General features: G+C 53.8%; 29 protein-coding genes and 1 riboswitch. All 29 genes read right to left on the bottom strand.

The genetic code is table 11. From position 1 onward, the window contains the following. Positions 1-113: 113 nt before the first annotated feature. Positions 114-854: a pseudouridine synthase gene (locus FHS19_RS11165; RefSeq protein ID WP_183581917.1), complete on the bottom strand. Its 741-nt coding sequence runs from the start codon at positions 852-854 to the stop codon at positions 114-116. A gap of 47 nt (positions 855-901) precedes the next feature. Continuing rightward, a complete protein-coding gene (locus FHS19_RS11160; protein ID WP_246426541.1) occupies positions 902-1216 on the bottom strand; it encodes an N-acetylmuramoyl-L-alanine amidase in 315 nt (104 codons plus the stop codon). 81 nt (positions 1217-1297) lie between these two features. Further along, positions 1298-1831, bottom strand: a complete 534-nt coding sequence (locus tag FHS19_RS11155; protein WP_076170061.1) for a spore maturation protein — start codon at positions 1829-1831, stop codon at positions 1298-1300. 9 nt (positions 1832-1840) lie between these two features. Next, a complete protein-coding gene (locus FHS19_RS11150) occupies positions 1841-2488 on the bottom strand; it encodes a nucleoside recognition domain-containing protein (RefSeq protein ID WP_183581916.1) in 648 nt (215 codons plus the stop codon). Positions 2489-2523: 35 nt separating this feature from the next. Then, a complete protein-coding gene (locus FHS19_RS11145) occupies positions 2524-3714 on the bottom strand; it encodes a D-alanyl-D-alanine carboxypeptidase family protein (protein ID WP_183581915.1) in 1191 nt (396 codons plus the stop codon). Positions 3715-3874: 160 nt separating this feature from the next. Then, positions 3875-4342: a GerW family sporulation protein gene (gene ytfJ, locus FHS19_RS11140; protein ID WP_183581914.1), complete on the bottom strand. Its 468-nt coding sequence runs from the start codon at positions 4340-4342 to the stop codon at positions 3875-3877. Between the two features lie 118 nt (positions 4343-4460). Continuing rightward, positions 4461-5144: a DUF2953 domain-containing protein gene (locus FHS19_RS35475; protein WP_183581913.1), complete on the bottom strand. Its 684-nt coding sequence runs from the start codon at positions 5142-5144 to the stop codon at positions 4461-4463. Positions 5145-5285: 141 nt separating this feature from the next. Beyond that, the gene (gene scpB / locus FHS19_RS11130; protein ID WP_183581912.1) at positions 5286-5885 is read right to left on the bottom strand and encodes an SMC-Scp complex subunit ScpB; all 600 of its coding nucleotides are present in this window, start codon (positions 5883-5885) and stop codon (positions 5286-5288) included. Continuing rightward, complete coding sequence (locus tag FHS19_RS11125; RefSeq protein ID WP_183581911.1) at positions 5854-6648, bottom strand: segregation and condensation protein A; 795 nt, start codon at positions 6646-6648, stop codon at positions 5854-5856. Before FHS19_RS11125 ends, scpB begins: the two co-directional genes overlap by 32 nt. 125 nt (positions 6649-6773) lie before the next feature. Beyond that, positions 6774-7241, bottom strand: coding sequence for a 6,7-dimethyl-8-ribityllumazine synthase (gene ribH / locus FHS19_RS11120; RefSeq protein ID WP_183581910.1), 468 nt, complete (start codon positions 7239-7241; stop codon positions 6774-6776). Positions 7242-7263: 22 nt separating this feature from the next. Further along, on the bottom strand, positions 7264-8505 hold the full coding sequence (locus FHS19_RS11115) for a bifunctional 3,4-dihydroxy-2-butanone-4-phosphate synthase/GTP cyclohydrolase II (protein WP_221223902.1): 1242 nt from the start codon (positions 8503-8505) through the stop codon (positions 7264-7266). A 56-nt stretch (positions 8506-8561) separates the two neighbouring features. Continuing rightward, complete coding sequence (locus tag FHS19_RS11110; RefSeq protein WP_183581909.1) at positions 8562-9227, bottom strand: riboflavin synthase; 666 nt, start codon at positions 9225-9227, stop codon at positions 8562-8564. 100 nt (positions 9228-9327) lie between these two features. Next, the gene (gene ribD / locus FHS19_RS11105) at positions 9328-10437 is read right to left on the bottom strand and encodes a bifunctional diaminohydroxyphosphoribosylaminopyrimidine deaminase/5-amino-6-(5-phosphoribosylamino)uracil reductase RibD (RefSeq protein ID WP_183581908.1); all 1110 of its coding nucleotides are present in this window, start codon (positions 10435-10437) and stop codon (positions 9328-9330) included. 417 nt (positions 10438-10854) lie between these two features. Next, positions 10855-11026: riboswitch (FMN riboswitch) on the bottom strand. A gap of 184 nt (positions 11027-11210) precedes the next feature. After that, positions 11211-11642: a peptidylprolyl isomerase gene (locus tag FHS19_RS11100; RefSeq protein ID WP_183581907.1), complete on the bottom strand. Its 432-nt coding sequence runs from the start codon at positions 11640-11642 to the stop codon at positions 11211-11213. Positions 11643-11867: 225 nt separating this feature from the next. Further along, entirely contained in the window at positions 11868-13199 is a 1332-nt protein-coding gene (gene lysA / locus FHS19_RS11095; protein ID WP_183581906.1) for a diaminopimelate decarboxylase, read from the bottom strand. 116 nt (positions 13200-13315) lie between these two features. Beyond that, a complete protein-coding gene (locus FHS19_RS11090) occupies positions 13316-14941 on the bottom strand; it encodes a spore germination protein (RefSeq protein WP_183582904.1) in 1626 nt (541 codons plus the stop codon). A gap of 151 nt (positions 14942-15092) precedes the next feature. Then, positions 15093-15515 carry a stage V sporulation protein AB gene (locus FHS19_RS11085; protein WP_183581905.1) on the bottom strand — a complete coding sequence of 141 codons (423 nt, stop codon included), beginning with the start codon at positions 15513-15515 and terminating at the stop codon, positions 15093-15095. Further along, positions 15512-16153, bottom strand: a complete 642-nt coding sequence (locus FHS19_RS11080; protein WP_183581904.1) for a stage V sporulation protein AA — start codon at positions 16151-16153, stop codon at positions 15512-15514. The genes FHS19_RS11085 and FHS19_RS11080 overlap by 4 nt, the downstream gene beginning before the upstream one ends. 121 nt (positions 16154-16274) lie before the next feature. After that, positions 16275-17030 carry an RNA polymerase sporulation sigma factor SigF gene (sigF, locus tag FHS19_RS11075; RefSeq protein WP_183581903.1) on the bottom strand — a complete coding sequence of 252 codons (756 nt, stop codon included), beginning with the start codon at positions 17028-17030 and terminating at the stop codon, positions 16275-16277. Positions 17031-17041: 11 nt separating this feature from the next. Then, positions 17042-17503 carry an anti-sigma F factor gene (spoIIAB, locus tag FHS19_RS11070; protein ID WP_183581902.1) on the bottom strand — a complete coding sequence of 154 codons (462 nt, stop codon included), beginning with the start codon at positions 17501-17503 and terminating at the stop codon, positions 17042-17044. After that, a complete protein-coding gene (spoIIAA, locus tag FHS19_RS11065; RefSeq protein ID WP_076170047.1) occupies positions 17500-17853 on the bottom strand; it encodes an anti-sigma F factor antagonist in 354 nt (117 codons plus the stop codon). The genes spoIIAB and spoIIAA overlap by 4 nt, the downstream gene beginning before the upstream one ends. 91 nt (positions 17854-17944) lie before the next feature. After that, complete coding sequence (locus FHS19_RS11060) at positions 17945-19132, bottom strand: D-alanyl-D-alanine carboxypeptidase family protein (protein WP_183581901.1); 1188 nt, start codon at positions 19130-19132, stop codon at positions 17945-17947. 269 nt (positions 19133-19401) lie between these two features. Further along, positions 19402-20226 carry a purine-nucleoside phosphorylase gene (locus FHS19_RS11055; RefSeq protein ID WP_183581900.1) on the bottom strand — a complete coding sequence of 275 codons (825 nt, stop codon included), beginning with the start codon at positions 20224-20226 and terminating at the stop codon, positions 19402-19404. A 14-nt stretch (positions 20227-20240) separates the two neighbouring features. After that, the gene (gene xerD / locus FHS19_RS11050; RefSeq protein ID WP_183581899.1) at positions 20241-21155 is read right to left on the bottom strand and encodes a site-specific tyrosine recombinase XerD; all 915 of its coding nucleotides are present in this window, start codon (positions 21153-21155) and stop codon (positions 20241-20243) included. A 93-nt stretch (positions 21156-21248) separates the two neighbouring features. Next, the gene (locus FHS19_RS11045; protein WP_183581898.1) at positions 21249-21482 is read right to left on the bottom strand and encodes a YqzK family protein; all 234 of its coding nucleotides are present in this window, start codon (positions 21480-21482) and stop codon (positions 21249-21251) included. 185 nt (positions 21483-21667) lie between these two features. After that, positions 21668-22135, bottom strand: a complete 468-nt coding sequence (fur, locus tag FHS19_RS11040; protein ID WP_094596210.1) for a ferric iron uptake transcriptional regulator — start codon at positions 22133-22135, stop codon at positions 21668-21670. A 93-nt stretch (positions 22136-22228) separates the two neighbouring features. Then, on the bottom strand, positions 22229-22879 hold the full coding sequence (spoIIM, locus tag FHS19_RS11035; protein ID WP_089548079.1) for a stage II sporulation protein M: 651 nt from the start codon (positions 22877-22879) through the stop codon (positions 22229-22231). A 55-nt stretch (positions 22880-22934) separates the two neighbouring features. Next, positions 22935-24176: an endonuclease Q family protein gene (locus FHS19_RS11030; RefSeq protein WP_221223901.1), complete on the bottom strand. Its 1242-nt coding sequence runs from the start codon at positions 24174-24176 to the stop codon at positions 22935-22937. Then, on the bottom strand, positions 24173-24757 hold the full coding sequence (locus FHS19_RS11025) for an NUDIX domain-containing protein (RefSeq protein ID WP_246426540.1): 585 nt from the start codon (positions 24755-24757) through the stop codon (positions 24173-24175). The genes FHS19_RS11030 and FHS19_RS11025 overlap by 4 nt, the downstream gene beginning before the upstream one ends. Positions 24758-24774: the final 17 nt, after the last annotated feature.

The raw sequence follows: 24774 nt of genomic DNA, 5'->3' as shown, positions 1-24774 counted from the left end.
TCCATGACAAATCACATATTTTAAGCGCAGAGTTTGAACAACCTATGAACAATTATAGCGAAATAATGTCACAGGTGCTCCGGGAGTATTTGAAAATTATGTGTCCTTCCGTTCTATCTTTTGTTTAAATTTCCCGATTTAGCCATATTTAATAAACTTTGTACTTCTTCCTTGGTCAGATGGCGGTACAAACCGCGCTTCAAATTGTGCAGCAGCAAGTCGCCGAACGCCACGCGCTTCAGCCGGATCACCGGGTGTTTGATCGCATCAAACATGCGTCTGACCTGCCGGTTGCGGCCTTCATGAATCGTGATGCTGATCACGGCTTCGTTCTTCTCCGTATCGATGTCTTTGTATTCGACCTCCGCAGGGGCCGTCATACCGTCCTCCAGCTTAATCCCGGCTTTGAGCTTGTCCAGGTCGCTGCCGTGCGGGATCCCCTCCACCGTCGCCAGGTACGTTTTGGGCACATGATGCCGAGGATGGGTCAGCAGATTGGCAAATTCGCCGTCATTGGTCAGCAGCAGCAGACCTTCCGTATCGTAATCCAGACGGCCGACCGGATAAACCCGCTCCTTGATGCCTTTCAAATAATCAGTTACGATTTTTCGTCCCTCCGGGTCGGACGCACTGGTAATAACCCCTTTCGGCTTGTTAAACACGATGTAAATCTTCTGCTCGTGCTTGATCGGTTTGCCGTTCACCTTGATGATATCTTGATTCGGGTCCGCCTTGGTCCCCAGCGTGGTTACGGTTTCCCCGTTAACTTCCACTTTGCCGGCCAGAATCAATTCTTCGCACTTACGGCGCGAAGCGATACCGGCCTGCGCTAACACTTTCTGTAATCTCTCCATGTTCAATAGGTCACCTCAACCCTAATGATAACCATCAACAGGATAAATCACAAGTTCGTTCCATGGAAAATCCGCTCCTGGGCAGGTGTCGGAGTGAGGAAACAAATAGAGGGGGAAATGTTGTAGCGGCGTGCCAGCTCCACAATAAGCTTGCTGGCTACGAACAGCTGCTGTTTTTCGGCAGCGCGAAACAGGGTGTATTCGCGGTTGAAATCACCCTGGAGGCAGATGTGGATATGGGACGGATCGGTCACGTAAGGAGAAGAAACGACCGAGGCATCCTCCCCGATCCAAAAATCATACCCTTTTCCGTTGATGGACGGGCATGCGGAATGATGGATGATGAAGCCTTCGAAAGTCATGCGGATCACCTCATTTAAACTAGCCTGAGCTTGTTACAGTATATGAGGTGTCCATGAAACCGTTCCAAACGGCAGGCCGGTTTATCCGAAGAACAACAGGCACACGGCAATGGCCGCCGCAAAGCCTACCGCATCGGACAAAAGACCAACTTTAAGCGCATACCGCCCGTTGCGGATTCCGACCGCTCCCAAATAAACGGTGAGCACGTACAGTGTCGTATCGGTGCTTCCTTGAATCGTTGAAGCCATCCGTCCGATCATGGAATCCGGGCCGTACACCGAGATTAGATCGGTAGCAAAGGCAAGGGAGCCCGTCCCTGTCAGCGGCCGCAGCAGACCCAGGGGCAATATTTCGCTCGGAACTCCCAAATGCTGAAGGAAGGGACCTGTCCAGCCCACAAAAAAATCAAGGGCCCCCGAGGCCCGGAAGATGCTGATCCCTACCATCATACCGACCAGGTTAGGAATGATTTGAATGGCCGTTTGAAATCCCTCTTTGGCTCCGTCCACGAAGGACTCGTACACCGGCACCTTCTTGGTAAAAGCATAGAGGGGAATAAACGCGATCAATACAGGGATTGCCCAGGCCGATATCAGATTGATGAACGCCACCATACGCCCTGCTCACCCTTTCAGCTCGGATTGGGAAGAAGAAACGGGACCCGCGTGTACCGGCGGTTTCCCCGGCCTGCTGCGCATAAACTTGCGCCGGTACCAGCGGTCCATCACGATGGCGGCCAGCGTGGCCACGGCGGTCGCCATCAGCGTGGTGCCGACAATATCGGTCGGATTGGCGGACTGATAGTTCATCCGGATGGCGATCAGCGTTGTCGGAATAAGGGTGATGCTGGCCGTATTGAGCGCCAGCAGCGTGCACATTGCCGGACTGGCGGCCGTCTTATCGGGATTCAGCGTCTGCAGCTCCTGCATCGCCTTGATGCCCATAGGCGTGGCTGCGTTGCCGAGACCGAGCAGATTCGCACTCATATTGGACAATATGTAGCCCATGGCAGGGTGGTTTTTCGGCACATCCGGAAATAAAAAGGTCACGATCGGGTTCAACAGCCGGGCTATTTTTTTCAGCAGTCCCGAGTCTTCCGCCAGACGCATAATACCAAGCCAGAAGACAAGTACGCTGATTAACCCGAAACATACCGTAACCCCCGTCTTTGCTCCGTCGAAGGCCGCAGAAGTAACCAGTTCAATTTTCCCCTGGGCTGCTGCAAAACCGAATCCAATCAGAATAAGCGCAAGCCATATCGCATTGATCATTTCGTATCCCCTCTCCCCCGGTTGTTACATGAACATCAGGCGCCGGGCTGAAGCAGACGCTTCATCACCACGCTGAACCAATCTCCCCAATTACTTTCGTTAACAGGTGCCATCGTTTGCTCAGCCGTTGCTCCGGACGCCGTTCGTTCCGGCAGCACGCTTCCTTTTTTGTACACCGGAATTTCTCCGATCTTTTCCCCTTTCAGTGATACCTCGATTTTCCCTCTCAGCCCGAATCTCAAATCCGGTGCCCCCTCCTCCGTCCCAGGATAGAGCACCAGCTTCTTATTGACCTGAGCTTCCTCGCCATCGGCAAAAGGGTACTGGAACGTTTGGCTGACTACCAGGTCCTGGCCCTGCACCGGCTCACCTTTCTCAGTCAGCTGCTTCAGCGGGTAGTATTCAAACCCGTAATCCAGCATTCTGCCGTGGTCGTTCCAGTCGTCCCCGTCGTTCAAGGTCACGGCGACCAGCTGCTGGCCGTTACGGGTTGCCGAACTGACCAAGCAGCGGAACGCTTTTTTGGTATAGCCGGTTTTGACCCCGTCCGCTCCTTCATAGAGGCGGAGCATTTTATTTTTGTTATCCCATTTGTAGTCCCACGATTCATTCGGATTCGGAACCTTTTTCGTCGGCGTCTTCACGATTTCCTTAAAGACCGGATTATGCATTGCATATGCCGTCAGCTTGGCCAAATCGTTGGCCGACGAATAATGGCCTTCCTCGTCCAGTCCGTGCGGATTCATAAAATGCGAATGGGACAGGCCCAGCATGCGGGCTTTCTCGTTCATCAAATATACAAACCCTTCCACTGAACCGCCGACGTGCTCGGCAATCGCCGTGGCGGCGTCATTGCCTGAACGCAGCATCAGGCCGTACAGCATATTTTCCAGGGTCATTTCTTCCCCCAGCTTGAGATAGATGGAAGAACCTTCTTTGCCAAAGGCGTTTTTGCTTACCTTCACTTCGCTGTCCAGCTTGCCGTGCTCAATCGCCACGATCGCAGTCATAATTTTCGTCAGGCTGGCGATCCGGAGCTCATCGTCCCCGTGGCTGGAGTACAGCAGCCTGCCTGAAGTGACATCGATCAAGGCTGCAGCCTGAGCGTGGGTGCCGAGAGCGGGTAAATTTTTAGCGGCCGATGCCCGGCTTGTACCTGTGAAACTGCTGGCGATGAGCGTGATAACCGCAACCCAGCTCCATATACGTTTATGCTTGATCCACATGTTATCTTTCCTTTCGGTTCGTCAAAATCTTGTACAAGTATATGCTTGGCCTAACCCGGGTATGCCAAACGTGCAAAACCAGAAAAAACCATACCCTTTTTTCAGAAATCGTTTCTTCACAAAAAATCCCTCCCGGCTGACGGAAGGGATTGGCACAGGCTTAAAACAATGAAGGATTGATCTCCGAAGTCGTCGTTTGGGCTGGATTGACAGCGCCCGTTTGCGGATTCGTTTGGAACATCGACGTGATTTTATCCACCATGGACGGTGCGGAATCAATTAATTTCTCGAATAAATGCGTTTGATTATCGAGTGGAACGATATTCACGCCTGCTTTGCCGACAACAAGAAATGCGATCGGACGAATCGAAACTCCGCCGCCGCTGCCCCCGCCGAATGGCAAGGACTTGGATTCATGTCCGGGTGCCGCGCTCACGCTTTTACTGATTTCATCCGCGTTAAAATCACTACCCCCTGCGGCAAAGCCAAAGCCCACCTTACTGATCGGAAGGATGACGCTGCCGTCAGGAGTTTCTACAGGGTCGCCTACGATTGTGTTGACATCAACCATGCCTTTGATGTTTTCCATCGCAGTCTGCATTAAGCCTTGAATCGGATGCTCTGCCATGATGATTCCTCCTAGTGTGTTGATAATAAGCTCTGAGCCACAGATGTTAGCTTGCCCATATCCCTTCGAAGTATGTAGTTCCGCCTTCTCCGCCGGTACCGTTAAATTAAGTAAGCCCCTATCGCAGAACCTGCTTGGCCAATCGGAACCAATGGATCGGACCTCCCGGTACTTTAAGGATTCGAACCATCAACACGATGCCGGCATACAAGGCATACCCGCAGGATATGCGGGCAACGCAGGACAGCTCCGTGGCAAACTGCGGCTCATCCTTAAACACTGGAACGACAAAGAGCCTTGGATTGTTTCGCATACGTACTTTAAAGGACAGCCAACCCACCAGGGTCGTTTTGAGCCCCCATACGGTTCCCGTCGCAATCGCCGTCCAGGCTGCATCGCCGGTCGATAAATTGGTGGACCAATCCAGCTTCATGATGTTCACATGCTGCATTGTTCTGTAAAACCATTCCTTTAAAGACGCCGTAGACCTGAGCATAACCCTCACTTCATCTGCCCAATGATCCAGCCGTCTTTTGTTAATATGCGCTTTTCCGACGGTTGGGCCGTTACGGAAACTGTTTTTACTTTCAAGCCGGAGCATGAAGCCCTTTTTCATATTGGCAAACACCAGTGAAGGCATCTCATAATGCATCTTTACGATTCCATACAGCATCTTGACGTCCAATACGGCCTTGTCATCCTTATTGTGCTTGCTGTACCATAATGTAATGGTAATGCTTGACATTATGACGGCAACCAGCAGAATGATCAGGAGAACAATAATGGCGATTACAATCCACACGTATAAACCTCCAAGTCTGTCCATAAATCTTCCTGTGCATAGTATGGCATTCCCTAATGGAAAAGATTCGGCCCCAAGCTTTTTTTGAACGCCAAAAACCCACCCGGGAAATCCGGATGGGTTTTGTGGTTTATGCCATTTTTACGGCACATCGTCAAACGTCAACTGTCTTCCGTCCAGCTTCTCGAACAAGAGCTGGGTTTCTTCCTCCAGATTATCGGTATTTTCAAAAATGGCCGGTTCCGGGAGCGCCTGAAGGTTCGGCAGGCCAAAGTAATCGAGGAACGACTTGGTCGTACCGTACAAAATCGGACGCCCGATCGCCTCGGCCCGCCCCGTCTCCTCGATCAAGTCCTTGTTGACCAGCGTCTGGATCGCCCGCTCGGATTTGACGCCGCGGATCTCCTCGATTTCCACCCGGGTAATCGGCTGCCGGTAGGCCACGATGGCCAGCGTCTCGAGTGCCGCCTGCGACAATGACGACCGGGACGGGGAATAGGCGAGGCGCTCAAAATACGGGGCGTGATCGGACAGCGTGGCAAGCTGATAGCTGCCGGCAATCTGTACGACCTGGATCCCCCTTTTCTCCCTGACAAAGTCCTCTTTCATTTCCTCCAGGGCATCGGTCACCAGCTCGGTACGGTGCTCAACGATCTCGGCAATCTGCTTGGCCGTCAGCCCTTCATCCCCCACCAAAAAGAGCAGACCCTCAATAATCGATTTCAATGTCGGAAAGTCCATTCGAGAGACCTCCCCCTTTCCATTCCATCACAATGTCGTCGAATAGCTTTTCCTGGTAACAAATAATTTGTTTCATCTTCATGAGCTCCAAAATGGCCAGAAACGTCACCACGATTTCATGCCTTACCATCTCATCATGCAGCAGCTTGGAAAACAGCAGCTTGCCGCCGGGCCCACTGGTTTCCAGGGCATGCACAACTTCGCGGATCCGATCCTTCACCGAAATTTCGTCCCGCTGGATTTTGGCGTAGCTGGTCCGCTTTGACGCCTTGCGCAGCGCCTTCTGAAAAGCCGCGACCAAATCGGTAGCGTGCAGTCCTTTGACCGGATTATCCGACACGCGCGGCACCCACGGCGTCAAATCCTCAGGCTCCTTGGAGTAGATCAGGCTCCGTTCAAATTCCTTTTCCTGCAAATGCTTGGCAATCCCTTTATATTTGCGGTATTCGATCAGCTTCTGCACGAGCTCCGCCCGCGGATCGATTTCTTCTTCTTCATAAAAGTCAAACTCGTCCATTTCAAAAACCGGAGGCTTCGGCAGCAGGAGCTTGCTCTTGATCGACAGCAGCGTGGCCGCCATAACCAGAAACTCGCTCGTGATGTCCAATTCGAGCTCCTGCATGCTCTGCAAATATTCCATATATTGATCGGTAATATCACTGACGGGGATATCCTGGATGTCGATTTCCGCTTTGTCAATCAGGTGCAGCAGCAAATCTAGCGGACCTTCAAACGTCTCCAGCTTGTATAATACGGTGTTCACGGCTTATCCTCCCGTCACATAAAGTACACCCGCCAGGCGGGGCTAATGTCCCAAAGCTCGCTTAAGGCACCTTGCGGACATAAAAAATGCAGTACCCGAAAAAAGGGTACTACATTAAATAAGCACTATTTTAGCTGTTTCGTCAAGTTGGCCATTTCGATTGCCGCCACCGCAGCGTCGTATCCTTTGTTTCCGGCCTTTGTTCCGGCCCGTTCCACCGCCTGCTCAATGTTCTCTGTCGTCAAGACGCCGAAAATGGTGGGAACGCCGGTTTTAAGGTTGATCGCCGCCACGCCTTTGGCCACCTCGTTGCACACGTAGTCGTAATGGGAGGTTGACCCCCGGATGACCGTGCCAAGCGTAATGACTGCGTCGTACTTACCGCTTTCCGCCATTTTCTGGGCAATCAGCGGAATTTCGAAAGCGCCCGGGACCCACGCTACGTCCACTTCATCTTCCTTAGCGCCGTGACGCTTCAGGCCGTCGAGTGCGCCCCCCAGCAGCTTGCTGGTGATAAACTCATTGAATCTTCCAACAACGATGCCGTATTTTAATCCTTCGGATACCAAATTTCCTTCAAAAATATGTGCCATGTGCTTCATCAGCCTCCTATAATTATTCGGTAGTAGTCGTTAATGAATCGGCCTGCTCAAATTTCAGCATGTGCCCCAGCTTCATTTGCTTCGTATGCAAATAGTTCTCGTTGTCCTTATTGGCCTGCATTTGAATCGGCACGCGCTCGACGATTTCCAGCCCGTAGCCCTCCAAGCCTTTGATTTTACGCGGATTGTTCGTCAGCAGCCGAATTTGGCGAATGCCGAGATCCTTCAAGATTTGCGCTCCGATGCCGTAATCGCGAAGATCCGCCGGGAATCCGAGCTTCAGGTTAGCATCGACCGTGTCAAGGCCCTCCTCCTGGAGCTTATAGGCTCTCAGCTTGTTGAGGAGCCCGATGCCGCGTCCCTCTTGGCGCATGTACAGCAGCACGCCGCGGCCTTCTTCGTTAATCTGCCGGAGTGCGGCTTCAAACTGCGGGCCGCAATCGCAGCGATGGGAGTGGAACACGTCTCCTGTCAGGCATTCGGAATGGACACGGGTAAGTACCGGCTCTCCGGACGCGATATCCCCTTTGACGAGCGCCAAATGCTCTTTATTGTCCACAGCGTTCGTATAGGCGACGACCTGGAACTCGCCGAAGTCCGTCGGCATCCGCACCGAAACCTCGCGGGTAACGAGCTTTTCCTTATTGTTGCGGTACTGGATCAAATCCTTGATGCTGATCAGCTTGAGGCCGTGTTTTTTGGCGATTTGCACCAGATCCGGCAGCCGCGCCATCGTACCGTCCTCCTTAATGATTTCGCATATGACCCCGGCTGGGTAAGATCCGCTCAGACGGGCGAGATCCACGGCCGCTTCGGTATGGCCGGTCCGCCGGAGCACGCCGCCGGTTTTGGCAATCAGCGGAAACATGTGGCCCGGACGCCGGAAATCGGCTGCGGTCGCTTCGGGATCGGCCAGCGCTTTGGCAGTCAGGGACCGCTCAAAGGCGGAGATGCCCGTCGTCGTCTCGCGATGGTCAATGGAGACGGTAAAGGCCGTGCCGTGATGGTCCGTATTGTTCGACACCATCGGCTTAAGGCCGAGCTCGGCGGCTCTTTCCTCGGTGATCGGCATACAGACCAATCCGCGCCCTTCCGTTATCATGAAGTTGATGACTTCAGGCGTAGCCTGATCCGCTAGGGCGACAAAATCACCTTCGTTCTCGCGGTCCTCATCGTCCACGACGATAACGACCTTGCCTGCAGACAAATCGGACACCGCATCCTCAATGCGGTCAAACACAAAATCCTCCTCCATGGGTTTCCCTCCTATTCCTGCATGGGCTTATTGGCCTGTCTGTCCTCTTGCCTGCCTCATGCAAATCCGTGTTGTGCTAGCAGTTCCATGCTGATTCCCGATGGTTCCGGACGCCCGTTCCCTTCCCCTGTTCGGTAGTGAAGCAAATGATCCACATATTTTCCAAGAATGTCGCATTCCAGATTCAGCGCATTTCCAGCCTTTTTGTCCGCCAGACTTGTCTCCGCAAGCGTATGCGGGATTATGGAAACGGTGAATGTCCGGGCGCTCGTCTTGACGACCGTCAAGCTGATGCCGTCCAGGGTAATGGATCCTTGCGGGATGATGTAGCGGAGCAGGCCGGTATCTTCCGGCTCCACCTCGATCAGCACCGCATTCTGATCCCGGTCCATCGCCCGGATCGTCCCCGTCCCGTCGGCATGTCCCTGCACGATATGTCCGCCGAAGCGGGCGCCTGCCTGCATGGCGCGTTCCAAATTCACCCGGCTTCCAGGCCCCAGCGATTTTAAATTGGAGTGGCGGTACGTTTGCGGCATAACGTCCACCGAGAACGAACGGGCACCGACCTCGACAGCCGTTAGGCAGACGCCATTGACCGAGACGCTGTCCCCGATTTTGAGATCGTCCATAATCCGGGAGGCCTCGATATGCAGGATCATCGCTTCCCCTTTGCTTGAGACGCCCCGCATAATGCCGACTTCTTCAACCAGACCGGTAAACATCGCGACCGCTCCTTTCTGTCCTGTAATAAAATATTTCATACGATTCATCGTTGACCGTGTACAGCTCATTTATAAGTTAAGTATCGTTCTGCCGGTCATGTCATGCTGGCCAAACCGGCTTTCCGCTGATGCAGACGTTATCCCCGAGCACTTCGGTCTCTACGTCTTCAAGCCGGACGGCGTCCGCCATCTTGTCCGCGCCCCGCAGCGAGAAGTTGACGGGGGCCGCTGGACCACCAACGATTTTCGGTGCGAAATAAAGCACGATCCGGTCGATCAGCCTGGCCTCCAGCATGGCACCGTTCAGCAGGCCGCCGCCTTCCACCAGAATCGAGCCGATCTCCCGTTTGCCAAGCTCTGTCATCGCCAGGCCAAGATCGACCTGCGGGCCCGATCCGCAGCGGATCGTTTCTACACCTATCGCCCGAAGCGCTTCCGCCTTATCCGGATCGGCGCCTTCCGTCGTCAATATGACGGTTGGCGCAGCACCATCCTGAACAACGTTGGACTCAAGCGGGATCCTCAGCGAGGAATCCACGACGATCCGCACAGGATTCAAACCCATGACGCCCGCAAGCCGGGTGGTCAGCTGCGGATTGTCCGCAATTACCGTATTTACGCCAACCATAATGCCTTGATGGCGGTGGCGGAGCGTGTGAACCTGCTCCCGGGCCGCTTCGTTCGTGATCCATTTACTGTCTCCCGATTCCGCCGCGATGCGCCCGTCCAGCGTGCTCGCTGTCTTGACCGTCACATAAGGCAGCCCGGTCGTAATGTACTTGATAAACTTTTCGTTCAAGCGGCGGGATCTGTCACCCAATAGCCCGACTTCCACCTCAATTCCGCTGCGGCGCAGCATATCGATGCCTCTGCCCGCCACCTGAGGGTTGGGATCTTCACAAGCTACGACAACCCGCTTCACCTTCTCGTGTATGAGCCGTTCGCTGCAGGGCGGCGTTTTTCCGTAATGGCTGCAGGGCTCCAGCGTTACATAGACGGTACTCCCTTCCGCACGGTCACCCGCCATATTCAGCGCATGTACTTCCGCATGGGCGGTTCCCCGCTGCAAATGCGTTCCAAGCCCAACCATGGCCCCGTCTTTGACGACAACGCAGCCGACAACCGGATTGATCCCGGTCTGACCCTGTGCCCGCTCCGCCATATCGAGCGCTAGCGCCATATAAAATTCATCGTTGACTATCCCTTCCATTCATCTCCCCCCCTTTGATCGTAATTTTTGGCGTCCCCTCAAGTTTAAGTCTCGGCTTTAGGCGCTTTGCAGATACTGCGCATTTTGCGAATTCGTTGGCAGATCAACTTCCAAATTGCCGCTCAGTCTCCACTGCTCAAACCGTTCACTTAGTGGGGACCCTTATTCCTTGTAAAATGCTAAAATACAAAAAGCCCCGGGATGGCATAAACCATCCTCGGGGCTGTGAGAGATAAGTCAGATACACTCCAATAAGGGCTGCAGAATCCCAAAAGTCAGGATCAGCCTAAGTCATCGGTGCGAAAAGGCGTCAACAAACAGAAGCCGCCCGCCAGGACAACCTTCCACATTGTGAAAACAACCACGTACACGTGACATCTTATTGGACAGCTGCACTCCGTACTGAAGTGCACGCCTTCTCTCCTTCTCCCATCCAGACTATACTGTCGGTCCCGGATTTGCACCAGGTCCACCGTACGCTAAGCATCAAACGAAGCGTCCGGGTCACGGACTGAGACGGGCGCCAGAACTGATCTGCTGCCGCGTCATCACCGCCGGTAGGGAATTTCACCCTGCCCCGAAGGATATAACCAATATCAATATGCAATTGTCAGATGAAATGGCTGCCTAGTGGAAGCCCCATCTATACTAGGAAATGTTAACACTGCATCGGAAAAAAATCAATACGCCTCATTTCCCGCATTAAACAAAAAGCCGCTTGTCCCTTTTTTTGAAACAGGGAAAGCGGCTGATGAGTCGTTTAAACTTGCGGATTAAGCCTCGTATACTTCGACTGTCTTCATCACGTCACGGCCTTGGAACGCATCGACGTATTCCATGCCCTTCGTCACTTTGCCGAATACGGTATGCTGTCCGTCCAGATGCGGCTGCGGCTGGTAGCAGATGTAGAACTGGCTTCCGCCAGTGTTGCGGCCGGCATGCGCCATAGCCAGCGTTCCGCGCTCGTGTTTGTTCGGGTTGATTTCGCAGTTGATTGTGTAGCCAGGGCCGCCGGTTCCGGTGCCGTTCGGGCATCCGCCCTGGGCAACGAATCCCGGAATGACGCGGTGGAACACCAGACCGTTGTAGAAACCGGAGTTTGCTAATTTTTCAAAGTTCGCCACCGTGTTCGGAGCGTCTTTTTCAAACAGATCGAGCAGCACTTCGCCGCCGTTTTCAAGAGTGATTTTTGCTTGCTTGGCCATTATGTCAATGACTCCTTTCATGTCTTTCCTGAGTGTTAACAGACATCTTCTAGTTTACTATGAAATGCCGGGCGAAGCAAAATAATTCCGCTTTCTTCCTACACCTATAAACGCGCAAAAGGACCCCTCTGCATTCCCCAATACAGAGATGATCCTTTATACTGCGCACCAATTCATTTAACAGAGTCGCTGACGAACAGCGCCTTCCCCCTTACTGCATGCTCCTTACTTAAGCACAGCCTGCTTCGCGATCCGCTCAGGTATGACATCGTGGCCGATGATATCCTGAAGGCTCTCGCGGCGAACGACCAGGTCGCTTTGACCCTCGTTCACAAATACGACCGCCGGTTTGCGGATCCGGTTGTAATTGCTCGCCATCGAATAATTGTAGGCCCCGGTGCACGAAACGGCGAGCAGATCACCGTTATTGACTTTCGGAAGCTCTGCATCCCAGATCAGCATGTCGCCGCTCTCGCAGCATTTGCCGGCAATGGACACGGTTTCTTCCGGTTTGTCGTTGGCACGGTTGGCCAGCATGGCTTCATACTTCGACTCGTACAGCGCCGGGCGCGGGTTGTCCGTCATGCCGCCATCCACGGCCACGTACTTGCGCACACCCGGAATATCCTTGCTGGTGCCGACGGTGTACAGGGTTGTCCCCGCATCGCCCACGATGCTGCGGCCCGGTTCCACCCAAATTTCCGGCAGGTTGCTTCCCCACTCGGCAAAATGCGTTTTCACCGCGTCGGTAATCGCCTTCACGTACTGGTTGACTTCAAGCGGCGTGTCGCCTTCAACGTAACGGATGCCAAAGCCTCCGCCGAGGTTAACCACTTTGAACTGCACGCCCAGTTGCTCTTTGACGCCTTTGGCAAATTCGGCAACGCGCTGTACCGCCATCTGGAATCCGTCCACCTCGAAGATCTGAGACCCGATATGGGAATGGACGCCAAGAAGCTCCAAATGCTCCTGAGCGGCAGCTGCTTTGACCGCTTCAAACGCAGAGCCGTTGCCGATGTCGAAACCGAATTTCGAGTCAGTTTGGCCGGTTGAAATATATTCATGCGTATGAGCTTCCACCCCTGGTGTGACGCGGAGTAAAACGTTAACCTTCACCTTTTTCTCAGCCGCCACCGATTCCAGCACATGCAGTTCAACAAAATTGTCTACGACGAAGCAGCCGATGCCGGCATCGATCGCCATTTCCATCTCTTCCACCGTTTTGTTGTTGCCGTGGAAATGGATGCGCTTGGCCGGGAAGCCTGCCTGAAGCGCCGTGAACAATTCGCCGTCGGACACAACGTCCAGGGACATGTCCTCTTCCTCTGCGATCCGGCACATGGCCATGACGCAGAAAGCCTTGCTGGCGTAAGCCACCTGGAATTTCAATCCGGACGCGCGGAACGCATCAACGTATTCGCGGCACCGCGTGCGGACCAGCTCCTCGTCCACGATATAGAGCGGCGTACCATACTGCTTCTTCAGCTCGGTAACGTCACAGCCACCGATTTCCAGGTGACCGTCCGCATTGATTTTACTTGTACCATGTAGAAACATATTATGCATCCCTTCGCTTTCCTTGGAAATGTAAATATTCCATGTGAACTTTTACATCAGTATACCAGACAAGGGAAGAGAATGAATGGATTTTTTTGCACAACATTTGTGTTTTCCTACGATTGTTCCCGGTTGTCCGGGTTTTTCGCCATCCGCGTATTATCCCTCGTTTTGTTGAAAGACGGCCTTTTCTTGCTCTCGAGTACCGGGAAGCGCAGCAGTACTTCAGACAGAGCCTTTGCATTAAACGGTATAAACGGCCAGAGATAAGACGAGTTATAGGACCGGTGCAGCGTCAGCAGCAGGATCAGCAGCGTCGTCCCGACAACGAATCCCTGCACCTTGAAAATCGCCACCGCTACCAGCAGCACAAGCCTTACCATCCGGTTGGCCAACCCCAGCTCATAGCTCGGCGTGGCGAACATGCCGATGGCCGCTACGGCCATGTACAAGACGACCTCGTTAACGAACAGGCCCGTTTTCACCGCGATATCCCCGACGAGAATCGCCGCGATGAGGCCCATGGCCGAGGCGAGCGGGGTCGGCGTATGCACGGCGGCCAATCGGAGCAGATCGACGCCGAACTCGACCAGCAGAAACTGGGCGATAAGCGGAATTTTGGCGGTATCATGCGGTCCGATAAAAATTAAATCCTGAGGCTTTAAATACGGATCCGTCACGAGCAGCATCCACAGCGGTAGCAGAAACATGGAGGCAAAAATACCCAAAAACCGGACCCACCTGAGGTACGTCCCCATAAAAGCCGTCTGCCTGTTCTCTTCGGCATGCTGGCACAGATCGAAAAACGTAGTCGGCATAACCATCACGCTCGGCGAAGTGTCCACGAACACCACGACCCTGCCTTCCAGGATATGCGAAGCGACCACGTCCGGTCTCTCCGAATATCTGACGAGCGGGTACGGATGCCATCCTTTGTTGATGATCGCTTCTTCCAGCTGCTTGTCGCCTTGGGGAAGGCCGTCAATGTCAATACTTTTGATTTTCTTCCGGATGGAATCTACTTGAACCTTATCCACAATGTCGTCGATATAGGCAATACAGACGTCCGTCCGCGTCCGCCGCCCGACCTGTACAAGCTCGCTTTTGAATCCGGGGTCACGGATCCGCCGCCGCACGAGGGCGATGTTGGTAAGCAGCGTTTCGGTGAATCCGTCGCGCGCTCCCCGAACGACCCGTTCGATGCTCGGTTCTTCGGGACTTCGGACCGGATAACTCCGGGTGTCCATAATGATGCATGCCTGTTCACCTTCGATAAAAAGCACGCACATCCCCATCAGCGCTTTGTTGATGGCCGCACTGAGCTTGTCGCTCATCTCTACCTGAATGTGGGGGATGTAAAGATCAAAAAAGGATTTCAGCGCATCGGAGGTAAGCTGGTCGGCGGACAAATAGGTTAACCGTTTCAAAATTTCCACCAGGATGTTGTCTTTGGCAAAACCGTTGATAAAGAACAACCCCGTGCTCTGGCCTGCCAGGGTCATTTCGCGGAACACGATGTCAAAGGAAGAACCCAGGCCCACCACTTCCTTAAGCGTGTTCTTGGTCGTCTCCAGGCTTTCCGGGATTTCATCCTTATCCTGCCAATAGATGATGGATTCCTCGACGGTGTCGGACCTTTCCCGGTCACGTTTTTCCTGCATCCGCTTGTCCTCTCCGCCGTCACCTTTCGCCTCATGTTCTCCCCCGGTATGCTCTTCGCCGCCTTCTCTGCGGCCCGCCATCCTCCGGTGCTTCTCCCCCTCCTTGGCGCGATGAGAAGCGTCCTCCTTCTTTGCTTTCGATTCGTCCCCATACTGCATGATCATCGCAATGCCAGCGGGGTCCTCTACGTTGATTTCCTGATCCTTGTCATCTCTCACGAAGCGTTCCTCCTTACTTTCTGTACACAAACCAGTCAAACAGGGAGCCCGCCACTTTCCCCGTGACCATCGCCATCAAAAAACCGAACAAGTAGCGGGTCATCTGCAGCCTTTTGGCCAAGATGGGCAGCACATTGAGCACCTCAGTGAGCGCGGCAGCCAGCAGGCCGATGAATATGCCGTTAAACAGCCCGATCAAGAGGCTGGCCAGCGGTCCCAAGGATAGTTTCCAATTCCAAAAGTCAAACACGGTCCCGACCAGCGACCCCGTTACCATGGCCCCTTCATACCAGTGAACCCGGCTATAGGATGAAGTCAGCTGGGCCAGCCTCGGGATCATGTCGAGAACGATGAATAGCGCAATAACGCCGCCGCCTACCGCAATCCCCCCGGCTATCCCGAGCAGTATTTGGATGAACCAGCCGACCAGAATCAAGACGAATCCCCCTGACGGCTCGCGGTTTTCATCCGTTTATATTCCTCGGCAACCACGTACTGGTCGATATTTTCCTGGTACAGAAACATTTCCACTTCCAGCGGGGTCGGTTCCTCGTTCCACTTCTTTTTGAATAAATGGTTGAAAAAGACGACCATGCCAAATCCGATGCCGAAGGAATAAGCCGTCTGGAATAAGTAGGGATGCTCGTCCCGCCGGCCGGTCACCATTTCCACCGTACGGATTTGCACCTCTTGCATGTTCACGTCCGCATGGAAATTCATGATCGTCAGCGCTGATCCGAAGAAAAGGAGGAGCCAGACGAGGATGAATAGAATCAGCGACGGCTTCTTCTCCTTTCTGACCACTTCCACCAGGGAGTGCTTGTTCCCCATCGACTCAATGCGGACACCTGGAATGAGCTCCTGGATCTTCGGTATGATGTGCATCATGTCAATTAACAACAAATTTCCATCCCACTTGTGGGGATGAACCAGCTCCAGGCTGCGGAGCGAAGATTCCCACTCGGGTTCGCATAAAATCCGGGCGATGTGACCGAGGGTCACAACCCTTCCATGGGAAATCGGTACGCGGCTGCGCAGCTGCAGGTAGACCGTAGGCAATCCGTGATCAGACATCCAATCACTCCTTTTGCTGCTTAATTACCGTTAGTATAGGAAAAAGGTCTACATTCTAGTCCGGTTTGCATCGCTGCCCAAAAAAAGGAACCGCCTTCCCTTACGGAAGACGGTTCCTTGTTCACTGGGCAATCTGATCGCGGATCAGCTGCAGTATTTTTTTCTCGAGGCGCGAAACCTGCACCTGGGATATCCCGAGCCGGGTGGCCACCTCCGATTGGGTCTGGTCGCGGTAGTACCTTAAATAGACGATCAGCTTTTCCCGCTCCGACAAGCCGTCGATCGCTTCGTTCAGCGCCAGTTTGTCAAACCAGCGTTCCTGGGATTCGTCGGCGATCTGGTCCATCAGCGTAATCGGATCCCCGTCATTTTCGAACACCGTCTCGTGAATTGAGGTCGGCGGCTTGTTGGCCTCCTGGGCGAACACAACTTCCTCGGGCGTTACCCCCAGCTCCTCGGCCACTTCCTTGACGGTCGGCAGCCGGTCCAGGTGCTTCGACAGCTCGTCCTTTTTCTTGCGGACCTTGTTGGCCATTTCCTTCAGCGACCGGCTGACCTTCAGCGTTCCGTCATCGCGGAGAAAGCGCTGAATCTCGCCGATAATCATCGGAACGGCATAGGTTGAAAACTTGACGTCATAGCTTAAATCGAATTTGTCGACCGATTTCAGCAGGCCGATGCATCCGATCTGAAACAGATCCTCGGGTTCGTATCCCCGGTTCATAAACCTTTGCACGACAGACCAGACGAGACGGATGTTGCAGTTCACCAGCGTATCGCGGGCCAAGCTGTCCCCGGTCTGGCTGAGTGCGATCAGACGTTTGACTTCGGCATCATCCAAATAAGTCTGCGAACCTTTCTTCACATCAGCATCCATGCGCCCAACCCCTAATTATACAAAGCTTTCTTAGATTCGATCCTCTTCTTCATCTTGATTGATGTTCCGGAACCGGGCTCGCTGGATACCTCGAATTCATCCATAAAGTTCTCCATGATCGTAAAGCCCATGCCCGACCGTTCCAGCTCCGGCTTCGACGTATACAGGGGCTGCTTGGCAAGCTCCAGGTCCTCGATCCCTCTGCCCCGATCCTCTACGGTCAGGGTAATGGTGTCTCCCACAATTTCCGCAGTGATCGTGACGATCCCCTCAGGGTCGCTGTCGTAACCGTGAATGATGCTGTTGGTCACCGCTTCGGAAACAACCGTCTTCAGGTCGCTCAGCTCATCCATGGTCGGGTCCAGCTGTGAAATGAAGGCGGCCACCGTCACACGGGCAAACGACTCGTTTTCCGACTTGGCTGCGAACTGGAGCGTCATGAAATTGCGTTCCATGGCCTTTTCTTTACTCATGACACGACCTCCAGACCTGAGAGGGCATGACCCTCGTTATCATAAATGGGCATAATTTTGAACAAGCCGGACATATCGAGTAGTCGATAGACGGTAGGATTGACGTCGCACACCGCCATTTTGCCGCCCTTGGCTTTGATCAGCTTGTACCTTCCGAGGATCACACCCAGGCCTGAGCTGTCCATGAACTGTAAATTTTTCAGGCTGAGCACCAGATGGTCCGTCAGTCCGCGCTGGATCGTCTCATCCATTTTCATGCGGACATGGTCAGCCGTATGGTGATCGAGCTCTCCCGATAAGCGCACAATCAAGATGTTGCGGTGATGCTCCATTTCCACTTGCAGATTCACGTTTGCTCACTCTCCTCCCTGTCATGAACAACGATTTCTACGGAGTAAAACCGGATTCCTGCATCACGACAAAACTAGAAGAAAACCGCTATCAATCTACAAGAAACAATTTTGATGTCGTCCGTTTGAACAGCTTCCACCATCCGGCCTTGCCCACCGTCTCCGGCGACTTCAGCTCAAATTCCTTCAGCACCTTGCCGCCCTCGTAAACGACCAGCTTGCCGAGAACCTGTCCCTGCTGAACCGGAGCCTTGATCTCCTTCGGAACGACCATCTCGTGGCGGATGTCCGCTGCCTTCGCATTTTTCTTTGTCAGGACGCTGTAGGTTTGTCCGGCCTTCAAGGTCAGTTCCTTCGTATTGCCTTTGTTCACCTTCACCGTACCCATCACGTCACCCGGATTGAAAATGGTATGCGTGCTGTACTGGGCAAACATATAGTCGAACATTTTGGACACTTCTTCGTTCCGCGTCTTGGTGTTAGGTTCCCCAAGCACCACGGCGATCGCTCTCAGGTTGCCGTTCTTGGCCGTAGCCGAGAGGCAGAACTTCGCCTCGGAGGTATACCCCGTTTTGAGACCGTCAGCCCCTGTATAAAAGCGGACCAGCTTGTTCGTATTCACGAGCCAAAAGGGCTTTTCGGAATCTTTCCGCAAATAGTCCTGATAGGAACCGGTGTATTTCGTGATTTCCGAATGCTTCAACAGCTCACGGCTGATCACCGCGATGTCGTGGGCCGAAGAGTAATGGTTCTCGGCAGGAAGCCCGTTGCAGTTCACGAAATGGGTATCCTTCAGCCCGAGCTCCTGCGCCTTGTCGTTCATCATTTGGACAAAAGCCTGCTCCGTACCGGCGATTTTTTCAGCCATCGCCACCGAGGCATCGTTGCCGGAAGCCATTGCGATGCCCTTGAGCATTTCGTTGACCGTCATCTCCTCACCCGGCTCAAGGAATATTTGCGAACCGCCCATCGACGCCGCATATTCGCTCGTACGGACCATATCGGTCATTTTCAGTTTGCCTTCGTCAATGGCTTCCATGGTCAGCAGCATGGTCATAATCTTTGTAATGCTTGCCGGCGGAAGTTTATCATGGCTGTTCTTCTCATAAATGACTGTTCCCGTATCCGCATCCATAAGGATGGCTGACCTAGCATTCGCCGCCAGCTCCACGGCCGGAGTCTGACCGCCTTTTGGCGCTTCCTCGGCATACCCCAGATAAGGCAGCGCCACCGTGGACAGCCCGAAGGACAGCGCGAGCGCCAGTATCGTTCTTTTCAAAATAAGTCCCCTCCTGACCTATTGTATAGATTGAACTAAAGTATTTTCATTGAACTTCCTGTTATTAAGGCCCGATACGGCCTATAACTTTCATTTCTTTAGTTCATTCTATATGGTTCAATTGAAATGGTTGCTGTCTTTCAGTTTCGTCAGGATGACAGGAAAATATTCCATGCCGGGGGCGGCTTATTCCGAAATATTTTTGAAAAGCGCAAAAAAACCCGCAGGATCTCTCCTGCGGGGCTGCTTTGAATTAACTTGCCTTGATATTACATATGAGGGATAACCGCAAGCACCAGGCCAAGGAACTTCTCGCGGACTCTTTCGGTCGTTTCCATGACCTCTTCATGGGACAATGGCTGATCCAGAATGCCAGCCGCCATGTTGCTGATGCACGAAATGCCGAGCACTTCCAGGCCGGCGTGCCGGGCCACGATCGTCTCCGATACCGTCGACATGCCGACAGCGTCCGCACCCAGCGTGCGCAGCATACGGATTTCGGCCGGTGTTTCGTACGTCGGTCCGAGCAGGCCGGCATAGACGCCTTCGCGGATCGGAATGTTCTTCGACGCGGCCGTGTCCTTCAAGAGCTGGCGGAGCCGCCGGCTGTACGCCTCGGACATATCAGGGAAGCGGACACCGAGCGCCGGGTCATTCGCGCCGATGAGCGGATTCCGGCCGGTCAGGTTCAGATGGTCGGTAAGGACCATCAGGTCTCCCGTCTCAAAAGAAGTGTTGATCCCGCCGGCCGCATTGGTCACCAGCAGGCTCTTGACGCCAAGCTCTTTCATGACCCTTACCGGAAAAGCCGTCACTTCCGGGCCGTAACCCTCATACATGTGAAAGCGCCCCTTCATCAAGACGACGCTTCGTCCTTCGATCGTACCGAGCAGAAGCTCTCCCGCGTGGCCTTCTACCGTCGACACCGGAAAATGGGGGATATCCTCGTAGGCAATCGATATGCCGTCCTGTATCAGGTCAGCCAATATACCGAGACCGGAGCCGAGAATGAGGCCGACTTCCGGTTGAACGCCTCCCTTGCTCCGGATAAAGGCGGCTGCCTCTTGAATTTGCTTCAGCTGTGTCGTTGACATGCGTATAATCTCTCCTAATCGGTATTGGAATGATCCCGTCCCCGGGGGTGGTGCTCTTCATAAACGTCCTTCATCGTTCTTTTCGTACTCGTGGTGTACATTTGGGTCGTCGCCATATCGGCATGCCCCAGCATCTCCTGAACGGAGCGCAGATCGGCCCCGTCCTCCAGCAGGTGCGCGGCAAAAGAATGCCTGAGCGTATGCGGCGTAATATCGCCTTCGATCTCCGCATCGGCTGCGTACTTTTTCAACACCTTCCAGAATCCTTGGCGCGTCAAGCGGCTGCCGGTCAGGTTCAGGAACAGGGCACTGTCTTCCGAGGAAGTTTCCCGCACGAGCGGATCCCTCATTCCGGTTACATACTCCCTGACCGCCCCGGCGGAAATCCCATTGATCGGAAGCACTCTTTCCTTGCCTGCGCTGCTTGTGCAGCGGAGGAAATGCATGTCCAAATTGACATCGTCCACATTCAGGGAGATGAGTTCCGATACTTTCAAGCCGGTACCGTAGAGCAGTTCCAGCATGGCTTTGTCCCGGAGCCCCTGAGGCGCGGAAACGTCAGGGGCTTCCAGCAGCCGGTTCACTTCCCCGATAGACAGTACTCTTGGAGGCTTCTTCTCCAGCCGGGGAGCATCGAGTCCGAGACTCGGATCCTGCCGGATGACGGATTCCCGGATCAAATAATGAAAAAAAGACCGTATGGAAACCAGCTTGCGGGCGAGCGTCGCCGGGGCCATGCGCTCCTGCTTCTTCAGGTTCAAATACATTTGGATATGCGTCCGTTTGACCTGATCCGCCGAGTTCAGCCCCCGTTCCTCTACAAATTCCACAAACTGGCGGACATCACGGGTGTACGATTCAAGTGTGTTACTGGACAGCCCTTTCTCCTCACGGATATACCGAATGAAGGGCTGTACATACTGCATCATGTTGTGAAACAGCTCCTTCGGGTTCATTTTGGATTGACGTATCTTCGTCCTGTTCTACTTCGACAGCTGGGCGGACGTCCCCTGCCGGAGGCATTATTCACCATACCAAAAATAAAAACGAAGCCTGTCCCCCATTCGCTCACCGTCTTGCGTGCCTTCACCGGACTGGAACGCCTTGACGGCATGGCCCTCCGGAATCCGGTAATGGTCCACCGGTGTGATCCAGGCGGTGAACAGGGTCAGCACGTGGTAGAACATATAAGCCAAAGAAACGAATACGATCAGAAACTTTAGCATGGACAGCCATTTTCGCAGCGGAATGATCATCCTGGAAGCACCTCACATTCTTGAAGGAGACGCGGCTCCTTCCCGTTCATCCTTGCTATTTCCAGCATATGAACGTTTGTCCCTGTGTATGCCCCAGGACGCCCGGACCAAAAAAGCCCCCCTTCCGGCGCATGCCGGGCAGAGAGCTTTGATCGTCAAGATCATATTATAATATCGTTGTATGATTACTTGTCATCGCTGCCGCCGTTTTCTTCCTTCGCCTTACAGCGGTAGCATACCCCGTGGAAATCAAGACGGTGGTCCGAAACGGTGAAATTGAATTCCCGTTCAACCCGCTCTTCCAGCGGTCCAAGCCAGTCCTCGCGGATCTCATCCATGCTTCCGCATTTCACGCAGATCATATGATGATGGTGGTGCTTGGCCGTATCGGTGCGTAGATCATATCTGGCTACACCGTCGCCAAAGTTGATCTTCTCGACCACATGCAGCTCGCTCAGCAGCTCCAAGGTACGGTACACGGTTGCCAGACCGATTTCCGGAGCCTTTTCTTTCACAAGCATAAATACGTCTTCCGCACTCAGATGGTCTTCTTCATTCTCCAATAAAACTCTGAGGGTAGCTTCCCGCTGGGGTGTCAGCTTATAGCCCTGGGATTGTAATTGTTGTTTGATTTTATCGATCCGTGCTTCCATTGTCTCCCTCCCCACAGGAAAATCTCTGCACCTATCTATAACCGCTTCTCTCATTATATGGGGAGTTGCCAAACAAAGTCAAACGCTTTTGCCTTACATGCCGGAGATGGCCGGAGCGTGAATCAGCATGGGCGTTACCCACCTCATCATCGTGGGGGTCACCCAGGTTTCAAACGATGAGATGCCGAGCATGATCAGGCCCATGACGAGCGTCATCCCGACATACGACGCAAAGGGGCGGGTAATGTTGCCCGGACGCTGGAGCATGACCCGGTTTTTAATAATATGAAGCGAAAAGGCGATCGCCGATACGCTGCATACGATCAGCACCGGAATGATTAGCAGGTTCGGCGGCGCCACCGACACCAGCGCAAACAGCAGGCCATGCCACGAAAATTGCCCGACCAGGTAGCCCACCGTAAAGCCGACCAGAACGCCCTTTAAAAAATCGAGAATCAAAATTCCGGGCAAGCCGATGACCGACAGGCCGAGTATCCAAATCAGCCCGACCCATTTCAAATGCAGGCCAGCGATATCCCAGTAGGAGTGCGCAGGCTGGCCGGCCTCCGCTCCCTGGTTGACGGTTACGAAAAAATTGCCCAAATATCGTCCCAAGTCCTGCTGCTGTTCAAGAGAAAGAGCATTGACCATGAGCGCGCCGAAGATGACTCCAACCAGAAACAGTACGGCGACAAAAATATACAGGATGTTTTGTTCTTTCAGGGCATGGCGGAAAGCTCGCATGCAGTTTCTCCCCTTTCCAATCGCATACCCTTACTGTATGAAGGCAAGTCCCAAACTATGTCTTGGGCAAGGAGGTCCCTTCCACTTTCCCGTAAGTTCCCCCACCGCCCGAGGTCAGCTTCAGGCTGCCGTTTCTTGCCATGACGATCATCCCGGCCAGATCGGTGCCTACAACCTCCGCAATTTCTGCTTCAGCCGCATGGTGGAGAATCGACATTTCCGTACCGAACCGCTCCAGCAGCAGCTTCATTTTGGCCTTGCCGAGACCCGGAATGAACTCAAGCGGAACCTGGTAATGATATGCCGGCCGGAAGGCAGGCATGTATGGCTCCTTGCGGTCGGCGATATCGAGGATCCGGTCGAGCACCCCCTGCACCCGCTTGGTGCTGCCGCAGAACGGGCAGTCTGCACCCCCATGTTCTACGTCCAACACGCGGCTGCAGCCATGGCAATAGGTACGGTGGTACTTGCCCAGACGGGGATTGAGGCCGTAGTTCCCTGTCACGCACCTGCCATCCACCCTCTCCAGCGCCTTGCGGAATTCGGCAAAGGTCGGCTCAGCCAAACGGATCCGGTTGTACTCGCGGGCGATTTTACCCAGGGAATGGGCATCGGAGTTGGTTACGAAGGTATACGGATCGAGCTCCGATATCAGTCCGGCCATTTCCGAATCGGAGCTCAGCCCAAGCTCGATTCCGCTCACAAGCCCAGGGTCAAGCACATGCTCCATTCGCGGCGTCATGCTGCCGTACAAGCCTTTATGCGGTGTAAACACGTGGGCGGGAATCAGGATGCCTCCCATGTCATACACCTTGGCTTGCAGCTCCCGTCCTGAAACGTAAATGCGCTGCGAGCTCAGGTTTACGTTCTTCATATGGCCCGACATCCAGGCCGTAAAGCGCTGCATCGTCGACAGGTCCGCAAAATAAACGAGCAGATGCGCAGCGCCTCTGCCCTGTTCGTAAATTTCAATTTCGGAGCCCAGAAGAATCGTCGTTCCCCGGTATGCGATCCCCCCGCCCTGAGCTTCGTTCATTTCACCGGATTCCAGGCAATCGATAATATCCTTCTGAACGACCGGCGAGTGGCAGTCGATAATGCCCACCAGCTCGATCCCTTTGCGCTCCGACGCTTCCTTGGCGATGTTTGCGAACGTCAGGTTGGCGCTGCCGCTGATTTTGACGGCATGCCCGTCGTTCGTTCTGCCGATATGGATGTGCAGATCCGCAAAATATTCGCTCAAAATATCCGACTCGTATGCAAGCTCTTGGTGACTGAAACGTTCCGGATGACTCATACGCGGAATTCACCCGTCAGCTTGTTCAACTTCCAGGCGTACACCGCCATGAGTGTCTTGGCATCGCTGATCCGTCCTTGCGAAACGGCTTCAAGCGCCTCTTCCATCGTCAATTCCAGCAGCTCCACGAACTCATCTTCATCCGGCGCCGCATCGCCTTCTTGAAGATCATGGGCCACATAGAGGTGGATCACCTCATCGGCAAACCCGGGAGAGGTATAAAAGGAATGCAGCAGCTCCAGGCGGCCGCACGAATATCCCGTTTCCTCCATAAGCTCGCGCTTGGCGGCTTCCAGCGGATCCTCCCCTGGCTCCAGCTTCCCTGCCGGGATTTCAAGCTCGCACCGTCCCATCGCCTGGCGGTACTGGTCGACCAGAATCAATCGGTCATCCTTGATGGCCAGAACAGCTACCGCACCGGGGTGGCGAATGATTTCCCGTGTGGCCGTATTGCCGTCGGGGAGCCGGACCTTGTCAATCTGCAAAGATACGACTTTTCCCTGAAAAATAGGCTCGGTCGACAAGGTCTCTTCCTCAAGATGCTTGGACAGGTTCTGCATATATGGCAAAGACTCTTTCATTCTATGATCCTCCTTAT

This window comes from Paenibacillus rhizosphaerae (assembly GCF_014192015.1).
In the GTDB taxonomy this organism is placed as follows: domain Bacteria; phylum Bacillota; class Bacilli; order Paenibacillales; family Paenibacillaceae; genus Paenibacillus_AQ; species Paenibacillus_AQ rhizosphaerae.
Note: the sequence above shows the minus strand (reverse complement) of the source record. Positions and strands in the feature narration are given on the sequence as shown.

What these genes read in the sequence shown, in the direction of transcription:
- FHS19_RS11165 (WP_183581917.1), bottom strand. Translation starts at nt 854, where the DNA reads ATGGAGAGATTACAGAAAGTGTTAGCGCAGGCCGGTATCGCTTCGCGC.
- FHS19_RS11160 (WP_246426541.1), bottom strand. Translation starts at nt 1,216, where the DNA reads ATGACTTTCGAAGGCTTCATCATCCATCATTCCGCATGCCCGTCCATC.
- FHS19_RS11155 (WP_076170061.1), bottom strand. Translation starts at nt 1,831, where the DNA reads ATGGTGGCGTTCATCAATCTGATATCGGCCTGGGCAATCCCTGTATTG.
- FHS19_RS11150 (WP_183581916.1), bottom strand. Translation starts at nt 2,488, where the DNA reads ATGATCAATGCGATATGGCTTGCGCTTATTCTGATTGGATTCGGTTTT.
- FHS19_RS11145 (WP_183581915.1), bottom strand. Translation starts at nt 3,714, where the DNA reads ATGTGGATCAAGCATAAACGTATATGGAGCTGGGTTGCGGTTATCACG.
- ytfJ (WP_183581914.1), bottom strand. Translation starts at nt 4,342, where the DNA reads ATGGCAGAGCATCCGATTCAAGGCTTAATGCAGACTGCGATGGAAAAC.
- scpB (WP_183581912.1), bottom strand. Translation starts at nt 5,885, where the DNA reads ATGGACTTTCCGACATTGAAATCGATTATTGAGGGTCTGCTCTTTTTG.
- ribH (WP_183581910.1), bottom strand. Translation starts at nt 7,241, where the DNA reads ATGGCACATATTTTTGAAGGAAATTTGGTATCCGAAGGATTAAAATAC.
- FHS19_RS11115 (WP_221223902.1), bottom strand. Translation starts at nt 8,505, where the DNA reads ATGGAGGAGGATTTTGTGTTTGACCGCATTGAGGATGCGGTGTCCGAT.
- FHS19_RS11110 (WP_183581909.1), bottom strand. Translation starts at nt 9,227, where the DNA reads ATGTTTACCGGTCTGGTTGAAGAAGTCGGCATTATGCGGGGCGTCTCA.
- ribD (WP_183581908.1), bottom strand. Translation starts at nt 10,437, where the DNA reads ATGGAAGGGATAGTCAACGATGAATTTTATATGGCGCTAGCGCTCGAT.
- FHS19_RS11100 (WP_183581907.1), bottom strand. Translation starts at nt 11,642, where the DNA reads ATGGCCAAGCAAGCAAAAATCACTCTTGAAAACGGCGGCGAAGTGCTG.
- lysA (WP_183581906.1), bottom strand. Translation starts at nt 13,199, where the DNA reads ATGTTTCTACATGGTACAAGTAAAATCAATGCGGACGGTCACCTGGAA.
- FHS19_RS11090 (WP_183582904.1), bottom strand. Translation starts at nt 14,941, where the DNA reads ATGGCGGGCCGCAGAGAAGGCGGCGAAGAGCATACCGGGGGAGAACAT.
- FHS19_RS11080 (WP_183581904.1), bottom strand. Translation starts at nt 16,153, where the DNA reads ATGTCTGATCACGGATTGCCTACGGTCTACCTGCAGCTGCGCAGCCGC.
- sigF (WP_183581903.1), bottom strand. Translation starts at nt 17,030, where the DNA reads ATGGATGCTGATGTGAAGAAAGGTTCGCAGACTTATTTGGATGATGCC.
- spoIIAB (WP_183581902.1), bottom strand. Translation starts at nt 17,503, where the DNA reads ATGAGTAAAGAAAAGGCCATGGAACGCAATTTCATGACGCTCCAGTTC.
- FHS19_RS11055 (WP_183581900.1), bottom strand. Translation starts at nt 20,226, where the DNA reads ATGTCAACGACACAGCTGAAGCAAATTCAAGAGGCAGCCGCCTTTATC.
- xerD (WP_183581899.1), bottom strand. Translation starts at nt 21,155, where the DNA reads ATGATGCAGTATGTACAGCCCTTCATTCGGTATATCCGTGAGGAGAAA.
- FHS19_RS11045 (WP_183581898.1), bottom strand. Translation starts at nt 21,482, where the DNA reads ATGATCATTCCGCTGCGAAAATGGCTGTCCATGCTAAAGTTTCTGATC.
- fur (WP_094596210.1), bottom strand. Translation starts at nt 22,135, where the DNA reads ATGGAAGCACGGATCGATAAAATCAAACAACAATTACAATCCCAGGGC.
- spoIIM (WP_089548079.1), bottom strand. Translation starts at nt 22,879, where the DNA reads ATGCGAGCTTTCCGCCATGCCCTGAAAGAACAAAACATCCTGTATATT.
- FHS19_RS11030 (WP_221223901.1), bottom strand. Translation starts at nt 24,176, where the DNA reads ATGAGTCATCCGGAACGTTTCAGTCACCAAGAGCTTGCATACGAGTCG.
- FHS19_RS11025 (WP_246426540.1), bottom strand. Translation starts at nt 24,757, where the DNA reads ATGAAAGAGTCTTTGCCATATATGCAGAACCTGTCCAAGCATCTTGAG.